This window comes from Listeria grandensis FSL F6-0971 (genome assembly GCF_000525835.1).
GTDB classification, from domain to species: Bacteria; Bacillota; Bacilli; order Lactobacillales; family Listeriaceae; genus Listeria_A; species Listeria_A grandensis.
Genome location: NZ_AODD01000014.1, coordinates 77,305 through 98,132 on the forward strand (window position 1 = coordinate 77,305; position 20,828 = coordinate 98,132).

A 20,828-nucleotide genomic window follows, 5' to 3' on the forward strand; every position below is an offset into this window, starting at 1 on the left:
ACCCTTTTTTCAGGGGATTGATTCTACTGAAAAACGCTTTATACTAATGTGACAGTTATTTTGTACCATGATATATTGAGAGCCAAGTGATTGGAGGTATATCATGGTTTATTTAATTTTATCAACGTACAGTTTAATTTTGGCGTCATTCTTACATGTTGTGGGTTCTAATTATCCGATTAGAAGGCCATTTTTTTTCAGAAAATCATCAGAATGCGATCATTGTGGAAAAAAGCTACGAGCAATAGATATGATCCCAGTTATGTCTTTCGTTATTCTTAAGGGGCGCTCTAATTGTTGTAATGAACGGATGAGCAGGACGTATTTTATTGTGGAGTTATTATCACCAATATTTATTTGCACTCTATATTCAGTGTATGGATTTAATTACTCCTTTTACGTACACGTATTTATTTTTTCGTTGCTTATAATTTTGTATGTTAGTGATATATTCTATCTTCACATACCAAATCTCATATTATTGGTTTATTTCCTCAGTTTTGCGGGCTTTTATGGCTTAACAAATCGGGATATGCTTTCAGACCAATTATATCAATTATTTATGGGGTTTGTTATCTTCTTAGGGACATACTTTCTTGTTAGGCGAGGATTTGGGTTTGGTGATATAAAATTATTAATACTTCTGTGCTTTCTGCTCAGCCTTAAAGAAGCATTATTTATTTTTGTGATAGCTGTATTTTCTGGAGTAACCTTAATCGGGGTGGCCTATATGTTTCAGAAGGAACTAAAGGCGAAGAAGATACCTTTTGTTCCATTTATACTGGTAGGCTTTTTGTGTAGCCCTTTTATAAGTGATTATTTCTGGGAGTTTATCTTCCATCGTTGAAAAAGAGGAGGTAGGATCATGTTCATAAGAGAAATGTCGCATACTGAAAAACCACGTGAAAGACTTCAGAAAAAGGGAGTCTCTAGTTTGTCCAATGCAGAATTACTCGCTATTATTCTTGAAACAGGTAGTAAAACAGAATCAGTTGTTGATCTTGCTAATAAAGTGATTTCAAAGTTTGTAGACATATCTGAGATGCGAGAGGCATCATTACAGGAGTTAATGCAGATAAAAGGCATTGGGCTTGCGAAAGCAGCTAAAGTACTTGCTGCAATCGAGATAAGTAAACGTATTGGACAACAAAAAAAGTTAGAATTCCCTGTCATCAGAGGACCTCAAGATGGGGCAGATTTGGTTATGCAAGAGATGAGCTTATTATCACAAGAGCACTTCCACTGCATATTTTTGAGTACGAGAAATAAATTAGTTCATCGTGAAACAATTTTTTATTGGAAGTTTGAACAGTAGTGTTGTGCATCCAAGGGAGATTTTTAAACAGGCAATGAAACATTCGGCTGCGAGCGTCATGTGTTTTCATAACCATCCATCTGGGGATGCAAGCCCATCTCATCAAGATATTACGGTTACAAAACGATTGAAAAAAGCCGGCGATTTACTAGGTATTCCTTTGATTGACCATATTATCATTGGCCATAATTCATTTACAAGTTTAAAACAGGAGGGATATTTCTAAAGAAAAGATAAATATTTTATGTATCTCATCAAAAATTAATGTCTGTTCTTCTTAGTTATGTTATAATAAGATGGTTGTTTATGTGTATCTGTTTTTACATAAAACACTGAGGGATATCAGCCTACCTGATTATTATAAAAAATCTTTGGGGCTGGGAATTTAATAACTATATAGAGTTAATAGAGAGACAGCAATCATGAACAAAGTGATAATTAAGAAGAGAAAAGGAGATTAATAAATGTTTGGATTTGGTAATAAAGATATTGGAATTGATTTGGGAACAGCAAACACTTTAGTATACATGAAAGGTAAGAGTATTGTTTTAAGAGAGCCTTCTGTTGTTGCGATGAAGAAAGATACACAAGAAATCGTTGCAGTCGGTAGTGAAGCGAAGAACATGATTGGTAGAACTCCAGGAAATATCGTTGCTATACGTCCTATGAAAGATGGTGTTATCGCAGATTATGATACAACTGCTGCGATGATGAAATATTATATCCAAAAGGCGAGCAAAGGGGCAAGTGCTAGTAAGCCACGTGTTATGATTTGCGTACCTTCAGGAATAACTGGTGTTGAAAAACGCGCCGTGACAGATGCTACACGTCAAGCTGGGGCTAAAGAAGCATATACAATCGAAGAACCATTTGCAGCAGCAATCGGTGCGGGCCTTCCAGTTTGGGATCCTACCGGGAGTATGGTAGTAGACATTGGCGGTGGAACGACAGAAGTTGCTGTCATCTCATTAGGTGGTATCGTAACAAGTCGCTCTGAACGTACTGCTGGAGACGACATGGATGATGCGATTATCAATTTTATTCGCAAGAAATACAATTTGTTAATCGGAGATCGTACTGCTGAAACAATCAAAATGGAAATCGGCTCTGCTGATCCGGTCGATCTTGGCTTGGCTCCATTTAGTATTCGTGGTCGTGATTTGGTTACAGGGTTACCAAAAACGATTGAAATTTCTCCAGAAGAAATAAGTGAAGCATTGGCAGATACTGTAGCGTCCATTATTGATGCAGTAAAGAGTACTTTAGAAAATACGCCTCCAGAATTATCAGCAGATATTATGGATAAAGGAATCGTTTTAACTGGTGGTGGAGCACTTCTTCGCAACTTGGATTCTGTTATTGCAGAAGAAACAAAGATGCCAGTAATTATTGCAGAAAATCCGCTTGATTGTGTTGCGATAGGAACAGGTAAATCACTAGAGAACATGGATTTGTATAAAAAGAAAAAAATGAACTGATGTAATTTACCTGTTTTTGGTGGAATCAGGACCTATAACACAGTTGTAAAGAAGAGGATTGACGAGATGAGGTGTTCATTATGCCGCAGTTTTTCTTAAATAAACGTTTAATTATCTTGTTGGTATCCATTATTGTTTTAGTGGCATTGGTTGGATATTCACTGAGTGGAAAGAGTAAAGCATCTTGGCCAGAGCAATTTGTAAAAGATGTTGCAGGTTTTGGAGAGAACATAGTCTCTAAGCCAGTTGGTTTTATTGCAGGATTTTTTGATGGGGCAAAAGACTTGAGAAACACATACACTGAGAACGAACATCTGAAAAAACGTTTAGAAGAATTGGCGCAACTTGAAAGTAAAGTGGCAGATTTAAGCAAAGAAAACGCAGAGTTGAAAAAATCATTGGATATTGAAGCAGATTTAAGTGATTACGACCCGATCAATGCGACGGTTATTTCAAGGAATCCAGATAATTGGAATACACAAATTCAAATTGATAAAGGCTCTGTGGACGGTGTGAAGCCCAATATGGCTGTTCGCACACCAGAGGGAATGATAGGTAAAGTCACGAAAACTGGTGCGAAATCTTCCACAGTGAAATTACTTAGCTCAACGGATGATAGGAATCGAATTTCGGCTATCGTACAAGGTAAGGCGGCCGCATATGGCATTATCAATGGCTATGATTCAGAGCAGAGGTTATTGGAGATGAAACAATTACCTGTGGATCAGAAGTTCACTAAAGGCGAAAAAGTTGTCACATCTGGTCTTGGTGGTATTTTTCCATCGGATATCTTTATTGGAACGATTGAGAAAGTCGAAACCGATAAGATGGGGTTGTCGCAAACGGCTCTTGTTAAGCCAGGAGCGGATTTATACGATTTGAGTCATGTAATCGTATTGAAGCGTACATTGGAAGGTGATAACTCGGAAGGAACTGGATCCTGATGAATATGAGAAAAGTAGTTGCGCTACCACTTATTGCAATCGCAGTTTTCATTTTGGAAGGTATTTCAAGCCTTTTGTTTAGTCAAGCTTTCTTTGGTGAACAACGATTATTTATTCCTCATTTTCTTATCGTTATGTTGGTGTTAATGGCCACTTTTTATAATAGAAATATTACATTAATCTACGCTTTCGTTTTAGGAATGGTTTTTGATATATACTATACTGGTATTTTAGGTATTTATTTTGCCATTTTCCCACTCGTAGTGTATTTGACGGATAAGTTTATGAAGGTATTACAGAATAACATTGCTTTGGTAGGTTTGGTAGTAGTCTTTAATGTAATTCTCACAGAGAGCTTAGTATATGGTTTCTATGTGCTAATTGGAGTGACTGACATGACATTGTCTTCTTTTGTGGATCAAAGACTATGGACTACGATTTTGCTAAACCTTGCTTTCTTTTTAATTGCATTCTTTCCCTTTAGAAGTTTTCTCTTGAAATTAAAGCAGAGTGATGGAAAATAGAATGAGGGTTGATATCAGTCTGTTTGCTTACAAAGCGCTTTACAGACTGATATAGTTTTATTATGATAGAAGAGTATCTTTTGTATTCTAAACTAAACGAGCTGTGAGGTGAAGGTTGATTGAAAAAATATGTTCAAATAAAAGGGACAAAAGATGGCATTAGCATCTTTTTGAGTGATACAGCGAGTCTTGTCGAATTGGAAGAAGGATTACTACAGCACCTTAAGGAACAGCAGAAGATAGTATCTCAGGATCAAAAGTTAGCTGTTCAAGTACATATAGGGAATCGTCTTTTTACAGAAGCTGAAGAACATAGTATTAAATCTATTATTCAAGAAAATAGTGTGATGGAAGTCAGTGGCTTTACGAGTAATGTAATGAGCAAGCAAGACGCGAAGAAGTGGAAAGAAGAGGAGCAGATTTTTTCACTTGCCACGATAGTTCGCTCGGGTCAAATTATCAATGTTCCAGGTGATTTATTACTTGTTGGGGATGTTAATCCTGGGGGAGCCATTCGAGCTACAGGAAACATCTTTATCTTAGGTAATGTTAAAGGAATTATCCATGCTGGCTTTGAAGGGGATATAAAGGCAGTTGTGACTGGGAAATTTCAGTACCCATCGCAAATTCGTATTGCTGATCAGATCCATGGTTTTGATGATGAGAGTAGCAAGGAGCGGATAGAGGAAAATATATTGACTGCATATATAGATGACAAAAGTGAGCTCAAAATTGATAGCTTACATATACTAAGAAAAATTAGACCGGAAATTTCTAATTTTCAAGGAGGGCAATAAACATGGGTGAGGCTATAGTTATAACTTCAGGAAAAGGTGGCGTTGGTAAGACGACTACAACTGCCAACCTTGGTACAGCGCTTGCATTGCAAGGCAAGAAAGTGTGCTTAGTCGATATGGATATCGGACTTCGAAACTTGGATGTAGTATTGGGTTTAGAAAATCGGATTATTTATGATCTTGTAGATGTGGTGGAAGGTCGTTGTAAATTGCATCAAGCAGTCATTAAGGACAAGCGTTTTGAGGACTTATTGTTCTTGCTACCGGCAGCTCAGACGACGGATAAAAGTGCTGTTACAGGGGAACAAATGAAAGAATTGATCAGTCAAATGAAGCCGGACTATGATTTTATTCTGATTGATTGTCCTGCTGGGATTGAGCAAGGATACAAGAATGCTGTTGCTGGAGCTGATCGAGCATTAGTTGTTACGACACCAGAAATATCCGCCGTTCGTGATGCGGACCGAATTATTGGGTTGCTTGAACAAGAGGATATAGAAGCGCCGAAATTGATTATTAATCGAATCAGGACGCAAATGATGCGTAACGGAGATGTGATGGATATCGATGAGATAACAACACACTTGTCTATCGAACTGATCGGAATAATTATTGACGACGATGAAGTGATCCGTTCTTCCAATAGTGGGGAACCAGTTTCGATGCAAGCAAACAATAAAGCGAGCATTGGATATAGAAATATCGCTCGGAGACTCTTGGGAGAATCTATTCCATTGATGTCTATTGATGAGCAGAAACAAGGTTTTTTCAGTCGTTTGAAGCATCTATTTGGTGGAAATTGATAAAGTGTGAGACACAGAAAATAAAAGTTGGATTTATTAATGGAGACGTTGATGTCTCTGTTAGTAACCAGCTTTTTTGCTACAGGAGGAATTTTCATGGATGAATGGAAGCTAGAGGACACATATCGAATTTTGAAGCCCTATAAGGATAAAAATCCATTGCCAACGGAGAAACAAGACCAGCAAGCATATATAGATATTGCCCATCATGTATTTAGTGGGGTTCATGGGTTGACAAAGGATGAGGTTAGATCGGTTGTTGCGACAGCTAACTACATGTATCTGATGCAAAAAGATAAGCAAGCCTTTATTGGAAAAATTGCGGACGCATATAATATTAAAACAGGCGAGATCTTGGCATGGGAGAAAGCAATTAATGAGTATCTAGAGGAACCGGCGATAGATATGAGGAAAGCGCCATTCAAACAAGAGGAAGCATTTTCTTATTTGGAAATGGTAATGTCTAGATATGATTCAGAGGTTCAAATCGCAGCGGAACAGTTATTACGTCGTTTTTTGGATGTATACCCCATTACAATTAAACGGAATGTGAACTACAAATCGATCGTCGGTGCCGTAGAATATGCTACTATTGTCAATGGTTACCCTGAGTTAAAAGATTTTGATCAGCAACAGTTAGCAGATAAATATGGGGTATCGAGGACGTCTATCGCTGTTTGGTATAGGAATGTAAAAAAGTATTGTGTCCAGGAGGCATGGCATTGAGAATTATAATTAACGCTATAGGAAAAGAGAAGCGCATTGCTTTTATGGAAGAAAAGGCACTTGTCGGCATAGATATTATTAGGCCAACGGATGAGCCGCAAGTATCTGATATATATGTAGGAACGATTACAAAGATTAACCCTAAGATTAACGCTGCCTTTGTGAACATAGGCCACAAAGAGAATGCTTTTATTCATTTGCAAGATATTCCAGAAATGTATCAATTGCATGAAGGATTAAAGCTAGTTGTTCAGGTGAAAAGAGAGGGGAATGCAACGAAAGCACCGCTACTTACTGGCATTATTGAGGTTTCGCAAGGTTCTGTTGTATATAGTTATGGCAAATCATTTTTGGCAATTTCTAAAAAGATACGGGAAATGGACAAAGAGCGTCTACAACAGCTTGTTTCTCCGTTATTGTTGGAGAATGAGGGGATTATATTAAGGTCTATTGCCGCTACTGTGAATTCTGATACAATCGAGGGAGATATCATTCAAGCGCGTCAAGAAATGGCGTCTATTTTAACTCGGACAAAGGGCTCTAATCGTAAAATTAAAGCTGCCAGCGTAAGTGTTGCCGCTATACTAGCGAACCACGCGCTCGTTAACAAAAACACAGAGATCCTTTGTGATGATGCGGCGCTTTGCCAAGACTTAAAGCAACAATTTTCAGAGGTTACTCTTTTTCGAGAAAAGGGAGGCATTTTTTCTGCATTCAATTTGGAAGTAGCGATCAACCGATTACTCAGGCCGACGGTATTTTTGAAGAATGGCGCGTCGATTGTTATTGAAAAAACAGAAGCAATGTGGGTTATCGATGTGAACTCGGGTAACTTTAAATCAGCTAAAGAAACGACAGAGACAGCTTTTACTATTAATTCAGCTGTACTCGAGGAAATTGGGCGTCAGTTGAGATTGCGTAATATGAGTGGTTTCATTTTAATTGATTTTATTAGCGGGATGAGTAGTGAACAGTTAAAGATGTTACGTGAGCGAATGCAGCGTTTAGCGGATATGGATGAGACAACGGTCCGAGTAGAGGCGCTTTCTGAGAATGGGTTGATGCAGTTGACGCGACGCAAAAAACATAAATCGCTTATTGAGGAAATGCAGTGTGCTTGCCCAACGTGTGAAGGCAGTGGCTATGTTTCTTCTGTAAAGACGCTTATTTATCAGATGGAGCGGGAACTTAGAGGCGTTTTTGCGAGTGACCCATCTTATGTGGCTGTTACGGTAACAATGGACGTGATGGATGCCTTTTTGGATGAAATTGCGTTTGATGAGGATATCGATTGGATGATTGCGGATGAGGTACGACCTTTTTATCGAATATCGCAAGTGGAGCATTGACAATAGTTGTTGACACGGGCTTTCTTTGTATGGTATCATTCTAATGTTATGTTTGTAGCGCACCATGCTACAACCGCTCAGAATAGGGTTAAGTATTGTTTCTAACAATCCCCTCATGATGGCGAGTCTAAGTATATGAGGAGGTGCAAGTATGTACGCAATTATTGAAACAGGTGGAAAACAAGTTAAAGTTGAAGCGGGCCAAGAGATCTATGTTGAGAAATTAGCAGGTGAAGTTGGTGACGTGGTAACATTTGACAAAGTCGTTTTTGTTGGTGGTGACGCTGTTAAAGTTGGTGCTCCATTCGTGGAAGGTGCAACTGTTACAGCTAAAGTTGAAAAACAAGGTCGCGCTAAGAAATTGACGGTTTTCAAATATAAGCCTAAAAAGAACTATCACAAAAAACAAGGTCATCGTCAACCTTATACAAAATTAACGATTGATGCAATCAACGCTTAATTTGTAAAGGGGATGATACTTATGATTCATGTAGATTTTATTCGGCATGAGGAACGAATCATTGCTTTTGAGATGGATGGACACGCGGATTTCGCTGAACAAGGCGCTGATTTAGTGTGTGCAGGGGCTACGTCAATTGCTTTTGGCATGGTAAATGCTATAAGTGAAAGAATGGGAGTCGAACCTGTGATGGAAGAAGATGATGGTTATCTTTATTATTCTGTTCCTGAAGAATTAGGAGGTAGTGAGGATGTTCAAATATTGCTGGAAGGCATGGAGCATCAATTGATATCTTTAGCGTATAGCTATCCTGATTATATTACGATTAACTCCAAAAAGTAGGAGGTGGAATTTTCATGTTAAAATTTGATATTCAACATTTTGCCCATAAAAAAGGCGGTGGTTCTACATCCAATGGACGTGACTCTGAGTCGAAACGCTTAGGTGCTAAACGCGCTGATGGCCAATTTGTGACTGGTGGGTCTATCCTTTACCGTCAACGTGGGACAAAAATTTATCCTGGAACTAACGTTGGACGCGGCGGCGACGATACTCTTTTCGCTAAAGCAGACGGCATTGTACGTTTTGAACGTATGGGTCGCGACAAGAAAAAAGTTAGTGTTTATCCAGTAGCACAAGAAGCATAATAGTGAGAAGAGACCTTTTCGGGGGTCTCTTTTTTTGCGCTAAAATAGTCTTTACACTAAACCGTACTTTTACTGTATAACTATGTTTATCCTCTCTGGATGTTAGGGTATAGTCATTAGACAAGTGCAATAAAACACAAGCGAACTGATGGGGCGAATGGGTTGACAGCGTTTTCTTGATATGGTTTAATAGCTTTAAGTTAATAAATTTGTCAGGAGAAGAGATGACAATCAAAACGTCCATAAGTCTGCTATTATGCAGGTCTTAGTTTTGATTGTCATTCTTTTTTTGAAATAAATGCAGAAAGGTTTACGGGCGATTGTAACAAGGGGCGTGTTATGTTGCGGGTGTTTAGACCAAAAATCAAAAGGAGTTGGAATAAATGGACACAAGTATTGGCACACAGTTTCTAGGGGAGTTATTGGGAACAATGATTCTAATATTATTTGGTGGTGGCGTTGTGGCAGGCGTTTCACTAAAAGGCTCAAAGGCTGAGGCTGGCGGATGGATTGTCATTACAATCGCTTGGGGCTTGGCAGTAACAATGGGTGTGTATGTGTCTGGTTATATGAGTTTGGCTCACTTAAATCCGGCGGTTACTATTGGAATGGCTTTAGCAGGGAAGTTTCCATGGGCGGATGTTTTCCCATACATATCCGCGCAGTTTATTGGAGCATTTATTGGGGCAACATTAGTATGGCTACATTACTACCCGCATTGGGCAAAAACAGAGGATAAACCTACAAAATTAGGCGTTTTCTCCACAGCGCCAGCGATTCGCCATTATACATCTAACTTTTTCGGGGAAGCGTTGGGAACTTTTATTCTGATTTTCGGACTTCTGTCAATTGGGGCTAATAGCTTTTCGGATGGTTTGAATCCGCTAGTTGTTGGTGGATTGATCGTTGTTATCGGGATGTCACTTGGTGGAACAACAGGATATGCAATTAATCCAGCGCGTGATCTTGGACCGCGAATTGCGCACTTTGTGTGGCCGATTGCTGGAAAAGGTGGATCGGATTGGTCGTATTCATGGGTTCCGGTTTTAGGGCCGATTGTTGGTGGGGCACTTGGTGGGCTAGGCTATAATGCACTTATCAACGATGACTTCGGAATTTGGCTATGGGTATTTGTAGCTCTATTCCTTTTAATTTTAATTTTCACCATGCAACTCGACAAAAAAACAAAAAAGCGTGACAAAATGTAAGAGAATACCATACTCATTTAGGGGGATTTACCAATGGAAAAAAAAATATATTTTAGCATTAGATCAAGGTACAACGAGTTCAAGAGCGATGATCGTAGATGAAACGGGCGAAATTATTGGTGTGGAACAGAAGGAATTCGAACAAATTTTTCCGAAGCCAGGTTGGGTGGAGCATAATGCGAACGAAATCTGGGCGTCCATTTTAGCGGTGATTGCGGGTGTGCTTTTGAAGACGAATATTTCGTCAAAGGATATTGCGGGGATTGGGATTACGAATCAGCGCGAGACAACAGTGGTCTGGGAGAAGGAGTCGGGAAACCCCATTTATAATGCTATCGTGTGGCAATCTCGTCAAACGGCGGACATTTGTAACCAGTTGAAAAAGGACGGTTATAATGACATTGTTCGCGATAAAACGGGTCTGCTAATCGATGCGTATTTTGCAGGAACGAAGGCGCGTTGGATTTTGGATCATGTGGATGGTGCGCAGGAGCGTGCGGAAAATGGGGAATTATTATTCGGAACCATCGATACGTGGCTTGTTTGGAAATTGACGGGTGGCAAGGCGCATGTAACAGATTACTCGAATGCATCGCGGACGCTACTCTATAACATTTATGATTTACAGTGGGATGATGAGTTACTTGAAATGTTAAACATTCCGAAAGTGATGCTTCCAGAAGTCCGTCAATCTTCCGAGGTGTATGGCACAACGGTACCATATCATTTCTTTGGTGAGGAAGTTCCTGTTGCAGGCATTGCTGGAGATCAACAGGCCGCGTTATTCGGACAAGGTTGTTTTGAAAAAGGTGAGGCTAAAAATACGTACGGCACTGGTTGCTTCTTATTGATGAATACGGGTGACAAAGCGGTCAAATCAGATACTGGCTTGCTGACAACACTTGCTTGGGGCATCGATGGGAAAGTTGAGTATGCGCTAGAAGGTAGTATTTTCGTGGCAGGCTCTGCGATTCAATGGTTACGCGATGGCATGCGGATGTTGCGCCATTCCGGCGATTCAGAAAATTACGCGTCTCGGATTGAATCATCAGATGGTGTTTATGTTGTCCCAGCGTTTGTGGGATTAGGTGCGCCGTATTGGGATTCTGACGTGCGTGGTGCAGTATTTGGCTTAACGCGCGGAACGGAGAAAGAGCAGTTCATTCGTGCGACACTCGAGTCCCTAGCTTACCAAACGAAAGACGTGTTGGATGCGATGGAAAAAGACTCTGGCATTGAGTTGAAATTGCTCCATGTAGATGGTGGCGCATGTGCCAATGACTTCCTGATGCAATTCCAAGCGGATATTTTGAATGTCCCTGTTGAGCGCCCTGAAAATCGGGAAACAACCGTACTCGGAGCAGCCTTCTTGGCGGGACTTGCAGTTGGTGTTTGGAAAGATAGAAAAGAAATCAAAAGGCACTGGAAACTAGATAAGAAGTTTGAAGTAGAGATGAAAGAAGAAGAACGCGCTGCATTATACGGTGGTTGGAAAAAAGCCGTGAAAGCGGCACAGGCATTCAAGTGAGAATGCAGTTTCATGATTGAGGTTCTAAAAAAGCAAAATATCCACCACAAAGTTGGATTCAGAAGGGCCTAACACGACGCCATATAAATAGAAAGAGCCTAAACCATTTCCACAAGGTTTAGGCTCTTTCTATACGTGATAAATTCCAAAACCATAAAATATTTTCGAAAAAGGATGACTATGCAAGTAAAGTTAGTTATAATGAACAGATGATATAAAAATGGACGGGAGAATGATTATGTTTATAGATCAAGTCAAGATATATGTAAGAGCCGGTGACGGTGGGGATGGAATGGTTGCATTTCGTCGAGAAAAATTTGTTCCAAATGGTGGGCCAGCAGGCGGTGACGGTGGTAATGGCGGTGACGTTGTTTTTGAAGTAGACGAAGGATTGCGTACGCTTGTTGATTTCCGTTACCAACGTCGTTTTAAAGCAGAGCGTGGGGAACATGGCATGAGTAAAAGTATGCACGGACGTGGCGCGGATGATTTAGTGATCAAAGTCCCTCAAGGCACAGTGGTGTCGGACATTGATACAGGCGAGGTAATCGCGGATTTAGTGGCACATGGTCAGCGTGCGTTAATCGCTAAAGCTGGTCGTGGTGGACGTGGAAATAAACGTTTTGCAACACCAGCTAATCCTGCTCCTGAATTATCCGAAAATGGGGAGCCAGGGCAAGAGCGCACGATTCAATTGGAGTTGAAAGTACTTGCAGATGTAGGATTAGTAGGATTCCCAAGCGTGGGTAAATCCACATTACTTTCTGTCGTTTCTGCTGCTCGCCCAAAAATTGCGGCGTATCATTTTACAACCATTGTCCCTAACTTAGGAATGGTAGATACAGGTGACGGTCGGAGCTTTGTTATGGCGGATTTACCTGGCTTGATCGAGGGTGCTAGCCAAGGCGTTGGACTAGGTCATCAATTCTTACGTCACATTGAGCGGACGCGTGTTATTGTGCATGTGATTGACATGTCTGCTTCCGAAGGACGCGTTCCATACGATGATTATTTAGCGATTAATAGTGAACTGGAACAGTATAATCTGCGTTTGATGGAACGTCCGCAAATCATTGTTGCCAACAAGATGGATATGCCGGACGCAGAAGAACAGTTGGCTATTTTTAAAGAGAAATTACAAGAGGATATTCCTGTGTTCCCGATCTCGGCGGTTACGAAAACAGGGCTAAATGCTTTGTTACTAACGATTGCGGATAAATTGGAAACAACGGCGGAATTCCCACTGGATGAATTGCTTGAAAAAGAAGAAGAGGACACAGTACTGTATAAATACCAAGCGGAAGCGCCTGATTTTGAAATTACGCGTGATTCGGATGGTACGTATGTATTAAGTGGTGAGAAGTTAGAACGATTATTTGCGATGACTAATTTTGAGCGGGATGCTTCGATTCAACGTTTCTCTCGTCAATTGCGTGCAATGGGTGTCGATGATGCCTTGCGTAAACGTGGAGCAGAGGATGGAGATATCGTTCGCCTATTCGACTTCGAGTTTGAATTCATCGATTAATAAAGGGGTGGCATTTGTATGAAAGTTGGTTATTTGGGGCCGGTTGCGACATTCACACACACGGCGGCGATTAGCGCGTTTCCAAAAGAGGAGACAGTCGCTTATACGACGATTCCTGATTGCATTATGGCGATTGAAAAGGGAGACGTAGATGTGGCGGTTGTACCCATTGAGAATACGCTTGAAGGAACGGTCAATATTACGTTAGATTATTTATTTCATATTTCGAGCGTGCCGATTGTGGCAGAAATTGTCGTTCCGATTGCGCAACATGTCATGGTCCACCCGAATAACAAAGATACGTGGCAATCTGTACAAAAAGTGATCTCACATCCACAGGCTATTGCCCAATGTCATACTTTCTTGCAGACGGAGCTGTATGGTGTCGAGCGCGAGACGACCCCTTCTACGGCGTATGCAGCGGAATGGGTAAGCAAGCATCCAGAGGAACTTGTAGCAGCTATTGCGCCTTACATGGCGGCTGAGGAGTACGAGCTTGCGATTGTGAAAGAAAATGCCCAAGATATCGAGCTGAATCAGACGAGATTCCTCGTTTTGAGTCGGAATCCGGTTCAGATTGCGTTGCCAGATCGCGAGGAAGAAAAAACATCAGTTAGCGTCATTTTGCCGAATAATATGCCAGGGGCGCTTCATAAAGTGTTAGCCACATTTGCTTGGCGCAACATCGACATGAGCAAAATTGAGTCAAGACCGCTGAAAACATCGCTCGGCGAGTACTTTTTCTTGATTGACTTACTTTCTGATGGCGAAGCACAATTGGTTCAAAATGCGCTAGAAGAAATCGCTCTTTTAGGTGGTACCACACGAGAACTAGGTACATATCACGTGTATCGCCTTCCTGTAAAAGTAAAATAAGAATATGTAGAATCACGTCAAAAACCGCGAAATGGTGTTGGCGTGTTTTTTCTATCGTTTTCATTGAAGTTTCACGCTAACTAGGCTAGACTTTTAGGTAAGAATTGGTTGAAAAGGAGTGGGAAACAGAGATGGCAGGACATTCGAAATGGAAAAACATTCAAGGTCGTAAAAATGCACAAGATTCGAAGCGGGCAAAAGTTTTTCAAAAGCTCGCGAAGGAGATTTTTGTGGCGGCGAAGGCTGGTGGGGATGTGAGTACGAATGCGTCGTTACGGTTGGTAGTCGATAAAGCCAAGGCTGTGAATATGCCAAATGATAATATTAAACGTGCGATTGATAAGGCATCTGGAAATGCAAACGCGGAACATTATGATGAAATTACGTATGAGGGCTATGGACCTGGTGGTATTGCGGTGTTGGTACATACGTTGACGGATAATCGGAATCGGACGTCGACGAATGTGCGTGTTGCGTTCAACAAGAACGGTGGCAGTCTTGGTGAGACGGGAAGTGTCGCTTATATGTTTGATCGGAGAGGCTACATTGTGATTGTGCGTGAAGGCCTGGAAGTGGATGAGGATACATTCATGCTAGAGGCAATTGAGGCTGGGGCAGAGGATGTGGAAATAAGTGAAGAGGCCTTTGAGGTATATACGGAGGCAGGTGCATTTACGGAGGTTAAGGATGCGCTACAAGCGGCTGACTATAGATTTGTGACGGCAGAACTATCGATGATTCCGCAGGTTTCGAGTGGGATTGATGAGGGCAAAAAAGAGCAGTTTGAGCGCATGTTGGATGCTTTGGAAGATGATGACGATGTACAGGAAGTGTACACGAACGCGGCTGGTTATTAATGCGGACTTTACAGGGCACAGATATTAGTGTAATCTTGAGGCAAAGGTATGTCAATCTCGATAATAAAGGAGAACTTAATGAGTAGAACAGCAGAATTTGTGTTAGGATTAATTGGCGGGATTACTGGAATCATTGCGTCGGCAACAACGATTTTAGTCGGTTTGGCGATTACAGCTGCATCAGTGGTCACGTTAGAAAATATAGACGGTTTCTTCGGGATCGGAGCGCTAGCTGTAGGTGTGTTAGTATTCCTCATGTCAGCATTTGCGATTGTTGCGGCATGTTTGATTAAAGCGAATCCGAAAGTTTGGGGGATTATTTTAATCATTATCGGTGGTGTCGGCTTTGTTCTGATCCAGCTTTTATGGATCGTACCAGGAGCATTGCTACTTATCTCAGGCATCATGTGTGTATCTCGTAAACCATCATACGAAGATTTTTAAAACAATGACTTGCTTACTTATGTAGGCAGGTTTTTTTGTGTCAAAATTGTAAGGTTTAGTCATCTAAATCGCAGGAATCGGGGCTTGCTTTTTGATACTATAGGATTATAAATAAGATGAATGGAGCGGATAAGAATGAAAAAATTAATCATAACGGGTGCAATTTTAGGGACATTATTGCTAGGTTTGAGTAGCTATTTTGTGTATCAATTACACGGCGTGGCAGCGAGTGCGAATGTGGTGCAATTGGAATTGGTGAAGTCGACAACGCAAAAATAGTGAATTTTATTGCTTTCTTTTCGAAGCGCTTCTGTGTAAAATGAGAGCAGGAATGATGGAGGGAAAGGATGATTGGATTGAAACCAAGAAAAGTAATGATTATCGGTGCTGGAAATGTTGGTTCGGCGGCAGCGCATGCCTTTGTAAACCAGAATATTTGTGAGGAATTAGTGCTCGTTGACTTGCATACAGAACGGGTGGAAGGGCATCGCAAAGATTTGGCGGATGCGGCGGCTTTCACGAACGGCATGATGAAAATTAGTGTGCGCGAGGCGAAGGAATGTCAGGATATTGATATTGCAGTTATCACAGTGACGGCTGGTGCTTTGAAAGAAGGACAAACACGACTTGATGAGCTGAAAAGTACGTCACGGATTATTGCGAATATCGTTCCGGAAATGATGGCAAACGGCTTTGAAGGGATTTTTCTAGTTGCGGCGAATCCTGTAGATATTATTACGTATCAAGTTTGGCAGCTCTCAGGATTGCCGAGACATCGGGTGCTTGGGACTGGAGTATGGCTAGATACCACGAGGTTGCGTCGGTTGTTGTCAGAACAGTTGGATGTGGCGCCGCAGAGTATTGATGCGTTTGTTCTCGGGGAACATGGCGATTCTCAATTCCCGGTGTGGTCGCATTCTTCGGTGTATGGCAAGTCGATCAATGCTTACAGTAAGGAAAAGTTTGGGACGGAGTTTGATCTAAAAGCGATCGGTGAGCGAGCACGAGACACGGGTTTTGAAATTTACCATCAAAAAGGATGCACAGAATATGGTATTGCTGGCACGATTGTAGAAATTTGCCGTAATATTTTTAGTGGAAGTCATCGCGCTTTGGCTGTTTCTTGTGTGTTGGATGGGGAGTATGACAAACACGGTATCGCGATCGGAGTTCCTGCTGTTTTGGCCCAAGATGGCATTAAGGAAATTATTGAATTACAATTAAATGAGGTGGAACAAGCGCAATTTGATGCCTCGGCAACGGTGATTGCGAATAATATTAAATACCTCGGATAGTTTTTCGAAACAGGTCAGTGTCTTTTAAATGAGATACTGGCTTTTTGTTTTACTTTTGATAGTACAAATGTTCTTTTTTATGCTATCATGGAAGGAGTGAATTTTATTTGATGGAGGGCATTTTCTTTGTATGAATATATTAAGGGTATTGTAACGGATATTTCTCCGGAGTATATCGTGATCGAAACAGGTCACATCGGTTATCAAATTATTACTGGAAATCCTTTTTCTTTCTCGAGTTTGGAAGGCAAGGAGACGAAAGTTTATGTATATCAACATGTGCGTGAGGATAATATTTCCTTATTTGGATTTCAGACTTCAGAGGAGCGCTATTTGTTCAAGAAGTTGCTCGGTGTGTCGGGAATTGGACCAAAGAGTGCGCTTGCAATTATTGCTGCGGGCGATCCGGTACCGCTTATTTCGGCGATTGAGGCTGAGGATGATGTTTATTTGACGAAGTTTCCAAGCGTTGGGAAGAAGACGGCACGCCAGATTATTTTGGATCTGAAAGGGAAGCTGGCGGATGTTGCGGCGGATCAAATTACGGTGCAAAAGGCGACGAAGGATATATCGGATGGTTTACCGCCTGCACTGGAGGAAGCGGTTTTGGCGCTTGAGGCTTTGGGCTATAGTACGCGGGAACTGAAAAAAGTATTGCCTAAATTGGAAAAAGAAGTGTTGACGAGCAACGAGTATATTAAATTGGCATTGCAGCTCATGACGAAATAAGGAGGGGGAATGTGATATGGAAGACCGCATCGTTTCTGGTGAAAATGTGAATCAAGAGGAAGTTTCCTTCGAGAAAAGTCTCCGTCCACAGACCTTGGCGCAATATATTGGGCAAGAAAAAGTGAAGCACAACTTAGCGGTTTTTATTGAAGCGGCGAAACAGCGGGAAGAAGCGCTGGATCATGTGCTGTTGTATGGGCCACCTGGGCTTGGGAAAACAACGCTTGCGATGGTAATTGCGAATGAGATGGGGACAACGATGCGTACGACGAGTGGTCCGGCGATTGAGCGTCCTGGAGATTTGGCGACGATACTAACGACGCTTGAGCCGGGGGGACGTGCTATTTATTGACGAGATTCACCGATTGAATCGCTCGATTGAGGAGATTTTATATCCCGCGATGGAGGATTATTGCTTGGATATTGTGATTGGGACGGGTCCTACGGCGAGGTCGGTGCGCTTGGATTTGCCTCCGTTTACGTTGATTGGAGCGACGACGCGGGCTGGTCAGTTATCGGCTCCTTTACGAGACCGGTTTGGCGTGATTGATCATTTGGAATTTTATTCGGAGGAGCAGTTGACGGAGATTGTGACGCGGACGGCGGATATTTTGGATACGGCAGTGGAGAAATATGGTGCAGTTGAGATTGCGAGACGGTCGCGTGGGACACCTCGGATTGCCAACCGATTGCTAAAACGAGTGCGTGACTTTGCCAGGTTCGTAGTGATGGGTTAGTGACGGAAGGTTTGGCGCGTGAGGCGCTGACGCTTTTGCAAGTGGATCCGCGTGGTTTGGATACGATTGATCAGCGATTGCTGACGACGATTATTGCCTCATTTCGTGGTGGACCGGTTGGCTTGGATACGATTGCAGCGAGTATCGGTGAGGAACGCGAAACGATTGAAGATATGCAGGAACCGTATTTGTTACAAATTGGCTTTTTGCAGCGGACGCCGCGCGGAAGACTCGTGACGGATGCAGCATATGAGCATTTAGGATTAACGAAAAGTGAATGAAAAGGTGTGTCGGGATGAGAGTAGAGGATTTTGATTTTGAATTACCAGAGGAATTAATTGCGCAGACGCCATTACTTGATCGGACGTCGAGTCGGTTGATGTTATTGAACAAGGAGACGGGCGCGATCGAGGATAAGCATTTTCCAGCGATTTTGGAGCATCTGAACGCTGGCGATGCACTTGTTTTGAACGATACGCGAGTGTTGCCGGCGCGGCTTCATGGAGAAAAAGCAGAAACAGGCGCGCATATTGAGGTTTTGTTACTGAAACAAACGGAAGGCGATGCTTGGGAAACGCTTGTGAAACCAGCGAAGCGCATTCGAAAAGGGATGCGTATTCAGTTTGGCGACGGCGAGCTTTCGGCGGGTTGCTTAGAAGAGCTGGAACACGGTGTCGAATTTTACAATTTGAATATAGTGGTATTTTTTATGAAATTTTGGAGCGGTTAGGCGAAATGCCTCTACCTCCATATATTAAGGAGCAGTTGGCGGATCAGGATCGCTACCAGACTGTTTTTGCTCGTGAAAATGGCTCAGCGGCAGCGCCAACAGCTGGTTTGCATTTTACGCAAGATTTGCTGGAACAGGTGCGCCAAAAAGGTGTGAAAGTGGTGTTTTTGACCTTGCATGTAGGATTGGGAACGTTTCGGCCGGTAGATGTGGAAGATACGGCTAATCATAAGATGCATTCCGAATTTTATCGTTTAACGGCAGATGCTGCAGAGGTTTTGACAGATGTGAAAGCAAGCGGTGGCAAAATCGTTGCGGTTGGTACGACGTCGATTCGAACATTGGAAACGATTGCCACGAAGTTTGACGGAAAACTGCGGGAAGATAGTGGTTGGACGGATATTTTTATTTCGCCAGGCTATGAGTTTAAGGCCGTTGATGCGCTAATTACGAATTTTCATTTGCCGAAATCGACGCTAATTATGCTTGTGAGTGCTCTTTCTGATCGTGCAAAAATTATGACGGCATATGAGCATGCGGTTGCGCAAGAATATCGATTCTTTAGTTTCGGCGATGCGATGTTTATTTATGCTTAATTTATTTTTTTACTAGAAAAGACTTGTTTTTCAGTGCTTTTTTAGATATGCTATGATGTGGATATAACAATATAGAAAGAGGTAGAAAATGGCTGCGATTACCTATGAACTAATAAAAACAGATAAACAAACAGGTGCACGTTTGGGCAAGATACATACGCCGCACGGTTCGTTTGATACACCTATGTTTATGCCAGTTGGAACGCTTGCAACAGTTAAAACGATGTCTCCTGAAGAGTTAAAAGCGATGGGTTCTGGTATCATTTTGAGCAATACGTATCACTTGTGGTTGCGACCTGGTGAAGATTTGATTGAAGAGGCTGGTGGTCTTCATAAATTTATGAACTGGGATCAGGCGATTTTGACGGATTCTGGCGGTTATCAAGTGTTTAGCTTGAGCGATATGCGCGATATTAAAGAAGAAGGCGTCCATTTCCGCAATCATTTGAACGGGGACAAACTGTTCCTTTCACCGGAGAAAGCGATTCAAATTCAAAACTCGCTAGGATCGGATATTATGATGTCGTTTGATGAATGCCCACCGTATCCAGCAACGCATGATTATATGAAAAAATCAATTGAGCGAACGTCTCGCTGGGCTGAACGTGGCCTAAAAGCACATGCTCGTCCACATGATCAAGGTCTTTTTGGGATTGTACAAGGTGGTTCGTATAAAGATTTACGTGAGCAGAGTGCCCGCGATCTTGTATCGATGGATTTTCCTGGTTATTCGATTGGTGGTTTATCGGTTGGTGAGCCCAAAGACATTATGAATGAGGTGTTAGAATATACAACACCATTGTTGCCAGCGAACAAGCCGCGTTATTTGATGGGAGTTGGTTCTCCTGATGCACTTATCGATGGCGTCATTCGCGGTATTGACATGTTCGACTGTGTCCTTCCGACGCGTATTGCGCGAAACGGGACGTGTATGACAAGTCAAGGTAGGCTCGTTGTTCGAAATGCTAAGTTTGCACGTGATTTCCGACCAATCGATGAAGCTTGTGATTGTTATACATGCAAAAATTATTCGCGCGCCTACATTCGTCATTTGATTCGTTGTGATGAAACATTTGGAATTAGGCTTACCACTTATCATAATCTACATTTTCTGTTAAACTTAATGGAGCAAGTTCGCGAAAGCATCATGAATGACCGCCTCGCTGATTTCCGGGAAGAATTTTTTGAGCAGTATGGCCTTAATGGTCCGAATGCGAAAAATTTCTAATATAGAATAAAAATGAAAGGAGCTGAATA

At 41.8% G+C, this 20,828-nt stretch carries 21 protein-coding genes, 3 pseudogenes and 1 other annotated feature; all 24 genes and pseudogenes read left to right on the forward strand.

Annotation, left to right across the window (positions count from 1 at the left end; translation table 11 throughout):
• Window positions 1-103: 103 nt before the first annotated feature.
• Window positions 104-847, forward strand: a complete 744-nt coding sequence (locus tag PGRAN_RS17795) for a prepilin peptidase (RefSeq protein ID WP_036066750.1) — start codon at window positions 104-106, stop codon at window positions 845-847.
• Window positions 848-865: 18 nt separating this feature from the next.
• A pseudogene (gene radC, locus PGRAN_RS09560) lies at window positions 866-1,541 on the forward strand (RadC family protein).
• 238 nt (window positions 1,542-1,779) lie between these two features.
• Window positions 1,780-2,793 (forward strand): rod shape-determining protein, encoded by a 1,014-nt coding sequence (locus tag PGRAN_RS09565; protein ID WP_036066752.1) that lies wholly within the window; start codon window positions 1,780-1,782, stop codon window positions 2,791-2,793.
• Window positions 2,794-2,873: 80 nt separating this feature from the next.
• The gene (gene mreC, locus PGRAN_RS09570) at window positions 2,874-3,737 is read left to right on the forward strand and encodes a rod shape-determining protein MreC (RefSeq protein ID WP_036066753.1); all 864 of its coding nucleotides are present in this window, start codon (window positions 2,874-2,876) and stop codon (window positions 3,735-3,737) included.
• Complete coding sequence (mreD, locus tag PGRAN_RS09575) at window positions 3,737-4,261, forward strand: rod shape-determining protein MreD (RefSeq protein WP_036066755.1); 525 nt, start codon at window positions 3,737-3,739, stop codon at window positions 4,259-4,261. Before mreC ends, mreD begins: the two co-directional genes overlap by 1 nt.
• A gap of 119 nt (window positions 4,262-4,380) precedes the next feature.
• Complete coding sequence (minC, locus tag PGRAN_RS09580; RefSeq protein WP_036066757.1) at window positions 4,381-5,058, forward strand: septum site-determining protein MinC; 678 nt, start codon at window positions 4,381-4,383, stop codon at window positions 5,056-5,058.
• Between the two features lie 2 nt (window positions 5,059-5,060).
• The gene (minD, locus tag PGRAN_RS09585) at window positions 5,061-5,861 is read left to right on the forward strand and encodes a septum site-determining protein MinD (RefSeq protein WP_036066759.1); all 801 of its coding nucleotides are present in this window, start codon (window positions 5,061-5,063) and stop codon (window positions 5,859-5,861) included.
• Window positions 5,862-5,957: 96 nt separating this feature from the next.
• Window positions 5,958-6,587 (forward strand): hypothetical protein, encoded by a 630-nt coding sequence (locus PGRAN_RS09590; RefSeq protein ID WP_036066760.1) that lies wholly within the window; start codon window positions 5,958-5,960, stop codon window positions 6,585-6,587.
• The gene (locus PGRAN_RS09595; RefSeq protein WP_051998562.1) at window positions 6,584-7,936 is read left to right on the forward strand and encodes a ribonuclease E/G; all 1,353 of its coding nucleotides are present in this window, start codon (window positions 6,584-6,586) and stop codon (window positions 7,934-7,936) included. The genes PGRAN_RS09590 and PGRAN_RS09595 overlap by 4 nt, the downstream gene beginning before the upstream one ends.
• Before the next feature lie 61 nt (window positions 7,937-7,997).
• Window positions 7,998-8,075 (forward strand) — a sequence feature (ribosomal protein L21 leader region).
• A 12-nt stretch (window positions 8,076-8,087) separates the two neighbouring features.
• Window positions 8,088-8,396, forward strand: coding sequence for a 50S ribosomal protein L21 (gene rplU / locus PGRAN_RS09600; protein WP_036066764.1), 309 nt, complete (start codon window positions 8,088-8,090; stop codon window positions 8,394-8,396).
• 21 nt (window positions 8,397-8,417) lie between these two features.
• Window positions 8,418-8,738: a ribosomal-processing cysteine protease Prp gene (locus PGRAN_RS09605; protein WP_036066766.1), complete on the forward strand. Its 321-nt coding sequence runs from the start codon at window positions 8,418-8,420 to the stop codon at window positions 8,736-8,738.
• 14 nt (window positions 8,739-8,752) lie between these two features.
• Window positions 8,753-9,043: a 50S ribosomal protein L27 gene (gene rpmA / locus PGRAN_RS09610; RefSeq protein ID WP_036066768.1), complete on the forward strand. Its 291-nt coding sequence runs from the start codon at window positions 8,753-8,755 to the stop codon at window positions 9,041-9,043.
• A 383-nt stretch (window positions 9,044-9,426) separates the two neighbouring features.
• Window positions 9,427-10,251, forward strand: a complete 825-nt coding sequence (locus PGRAN_RS09615) for an MIP/aquaporin family protein (protein WP_036066770.1) — start codon at window positions 9,427-9,429, stop codon at window positions 10,249-10,251.
• A gap of 25 nt (window positions 10,252-10,276) precedes the next feature.
• Complete coding sequence (glpK, locus tag PGRAN_RS09620) at window positions 10,277-11,779, forward strand: glycerol kinase GlpK (protein ID WP_036066820.1); 1,503 nt, start codon at window positions 10,277-10,279, stop codon at window positions 11,777-11,779.
• A gap of 238 nt (window positions 11,780-12,017) precedes the next feature.
• Window positions 12,018-13,307, forward strand: a complete 1,290-nt coding sequence (gene obgE / locus PGRAN_RS09625) for a GTPase ObgE (protein WP_036066773.1) — start codon at window positions 12,018-12,020, stop codon at window positions 13,305-13,307.
• An 18-nt stretch (window positions 13,308-13,325) separates the two neighbouring features.
• A complete protein-coding gene (pheA, locus tag PGRAN_RS09630) occupies window positions 13,326-14,183 on the forward strand; it encodes a prephenate dehydratase (protein ID WP_036066774.1) in 858 nt (285 codons plus the stop codon).
• Window positions 14,184-14,314: 131 nt separating this feature from the next.
• Window positions 14,315-15,040, forward strand: a complete 726-nt coding sequence (locus PGRAN_RS09635) for a YebC/PmpR family DNA-binding transcriptional regulator (RefSeq protein WP_036066776.1) — start codon at window positions 14,315-14,317, stop codon at window positions 15,038-15,040.
• A gap of 78 nt (window positions 15,041-15,118) precedes the next feature.
• Entirely contained in the window at window positions 15,119-15,484 is a 366-nt protein-coding gene (locus PGRAN_RS09640; RefSeq protein WP_036066777.1) for a DUF4064 domain-containing protein, read from the forward strand.
• A 135-nt stretch (window positions 15,485-15,619) separates the two neighbouring features.
• A complete protein-coding gene (locus PGRAN_RS16815; protein WP_159101133.1) occupies window positions 15,620-15,763 on the forward strand; it encodes a hypothetical protein in 144 nt (47 codons plus the stop codon).
• Window positions 15,764-15,840: 77 nt separating this feature from the next.
• Window positions 15,841-16,779 carry an L-lactate dehydrogenase gene (locus PGRAN_RS09645; RefSeq protein WP_036066821.1) on the forward strand — a complete coding sequence of 313 codons (939 nt, stop codon included), beginning with the start codon at window positions 15,841-15,843 and terminating at the stop codon, window positions 16,777-16,779.
• A gap of 126 nt (window positions 16,780-16,905) precedes the next feature.
• On the forward strand, window positions 16,906-17,508 hold the full coding sequence (gene ruvA, locus PGRAN_RS09650) for a Holliday junction branch migration protein RuvA (protein ID WP_036066778.1): 603 nt from the start codon (window positions 16,906-16,908) through the stop codon (window positions 17,506-17,508).
• A gap of 16 nt (window positions 17,509-17,524) precedes the next feature.
• Window positions 17,525-18,526: pseudogene (ruvB, locus tag PGRAN_RS09655) on the forward strand (Holliday junction branch migration DNA helicase RuvB).
• A 14-nt stretch (window positions 18,527-18,540) separates the two neighbouring features.
• Window positions 18,541-19,571 (forward strand): annotated as a pseudogene (gene queA, locus PGRAN_RS09660) (tRNA preQ1(34) S-adenosylmethionine ribosyltransferase-isomerase QueA).
• 88 nt (window positions 19,572-19,659) lie between these two features.
• On the forward strand, window positions 19,660-20,799 hold the full coding sequence (gene tgt / locus PGRAN_RS09665; protein WP_036066779.1) for a tRNA guanosine(34) transglycosylase Tgt: 1,140 nt from the start codon (window positions 19,660-19,662) through the stop codon (window positions 20,797-20,799).
• Window positions 20,800-20,828 lie beyond the last annotated feature (29 nt).

What these genes read in the sequence shown, in the direction of transcription:
- tgt (WP_036066779.1), top strand. Translation starts at nt 19,660, where the DNA reads ATGGCTGCGATTACCTATGAACTAATAAAAACAGATAAACAAACAGGT.
- pheA (WP_036066774.1), top strand. Translation starts at nt 13,326, where the DNA reads ATGAAAGTTGGTTATTTGGGGCCGGTTGCGACATTCACACACACGGCG.
- PGRAN_RS09615 (WP_036066770.1), top strand. Translation starts at nt 9,427, where the DNA reads ATGGACACAAGTATTGGCACACAGTTTCTAGGGGAGTTATTGGGAACA.
- PGRAN_RS09635 (WP_036066776.1), top strand. Translation starts at nt 14,315, where the DNA reads ATGGCAGGACATTCGAAATGGAAAAACATTCAAGGTCGTAAAAATGCA.
- PGRAN_RS09590 (WP_036066760.1), top strand. Translation starts at nt 5,958, where the DNA reads ATGGATGAATGGAAGCTAGAGGACACATATCGAATTTTGAAGCCCTAT.
- rpmA (WP_036066768.1), top strand. Translation starts at nt 8,753, where the DNA reads ATGTTAAAATTTGATATTCAACATTTTGCCCATAAAAAAGGCGGTGGT.
- rplU (WP_036066764.1), top strand. Translation starts at nt 8,088, where the DNA reads ATGTACGCAATTATTGAAACAGGTGGAAAACAAGTTAAAGTTGAAGCG.
- mreC (WP_036066753.1), top strand. Translation starts at nt 2,874, where the DNA reads ATGCCGCAGTTTTTCTTAAATAAACGTTTAATTATCTTGTTGGTATCC.
- PGRAN_RS17795 (WP_036066750.1), top strand. Translation starts at nt 104, where the DNA reads ATGGTTTATTTAATTTTATCAACGTACAGTTTAATTTTGGCGTCATTC.
- obgE (WP_036066773.1), top strand. Translation starts at nt 12,018, where the DNA reads ATGTTTATAGATCAAGTCAAGATATATGTAAGAGCCGGTGACGGTGGG.
- PGRAN_RS09565 (WP_036066752.1), top strand. Translation starts at nt 1,780, where the DNA reads ATGTTTGGATTTGGTAATAAAGATATTGGAATTGATTTGGGAACAGCA.
- PGRAN_RS09640 (WP_036066777.1), top strand. Translation starts at nt 15,119, where the DNA reads ATGAGTAGAACAGCAGAATTTGTGTTAGGATTAATTGGCGGGATTACT.
- minD (WP_036066759.1), top strand. Translation starts at nt 5,061, where the DNA reads ATGGGTGAGGCTATAGTTATAACTTCAGGAAAAGGTGGCGTTGGTAAG.
- PGRAN_RS16815 (WP_159101133.1), top strand. Translation starts at nt 15,620, where the DNA reads ATGAAAAAATTAATCATAACGGGTGCAATTTTAGGGACATTATTGCTA.
- mreD (WP_036066755.1), top strand. Translation starts at nt 3,737, where the DNA reads ATGAATATGAGAAAAGTAGTTGCGCTACCACTTATTGCAATCGCAGTT.
- PGRAN_RS09605 (WP_036066766.1), top strand. Translation starts at nt 8,418, where the DNA reads ATGATTCATGTAGATTTTATTCGGCATGAGGAACGAATCATTGCTTTT.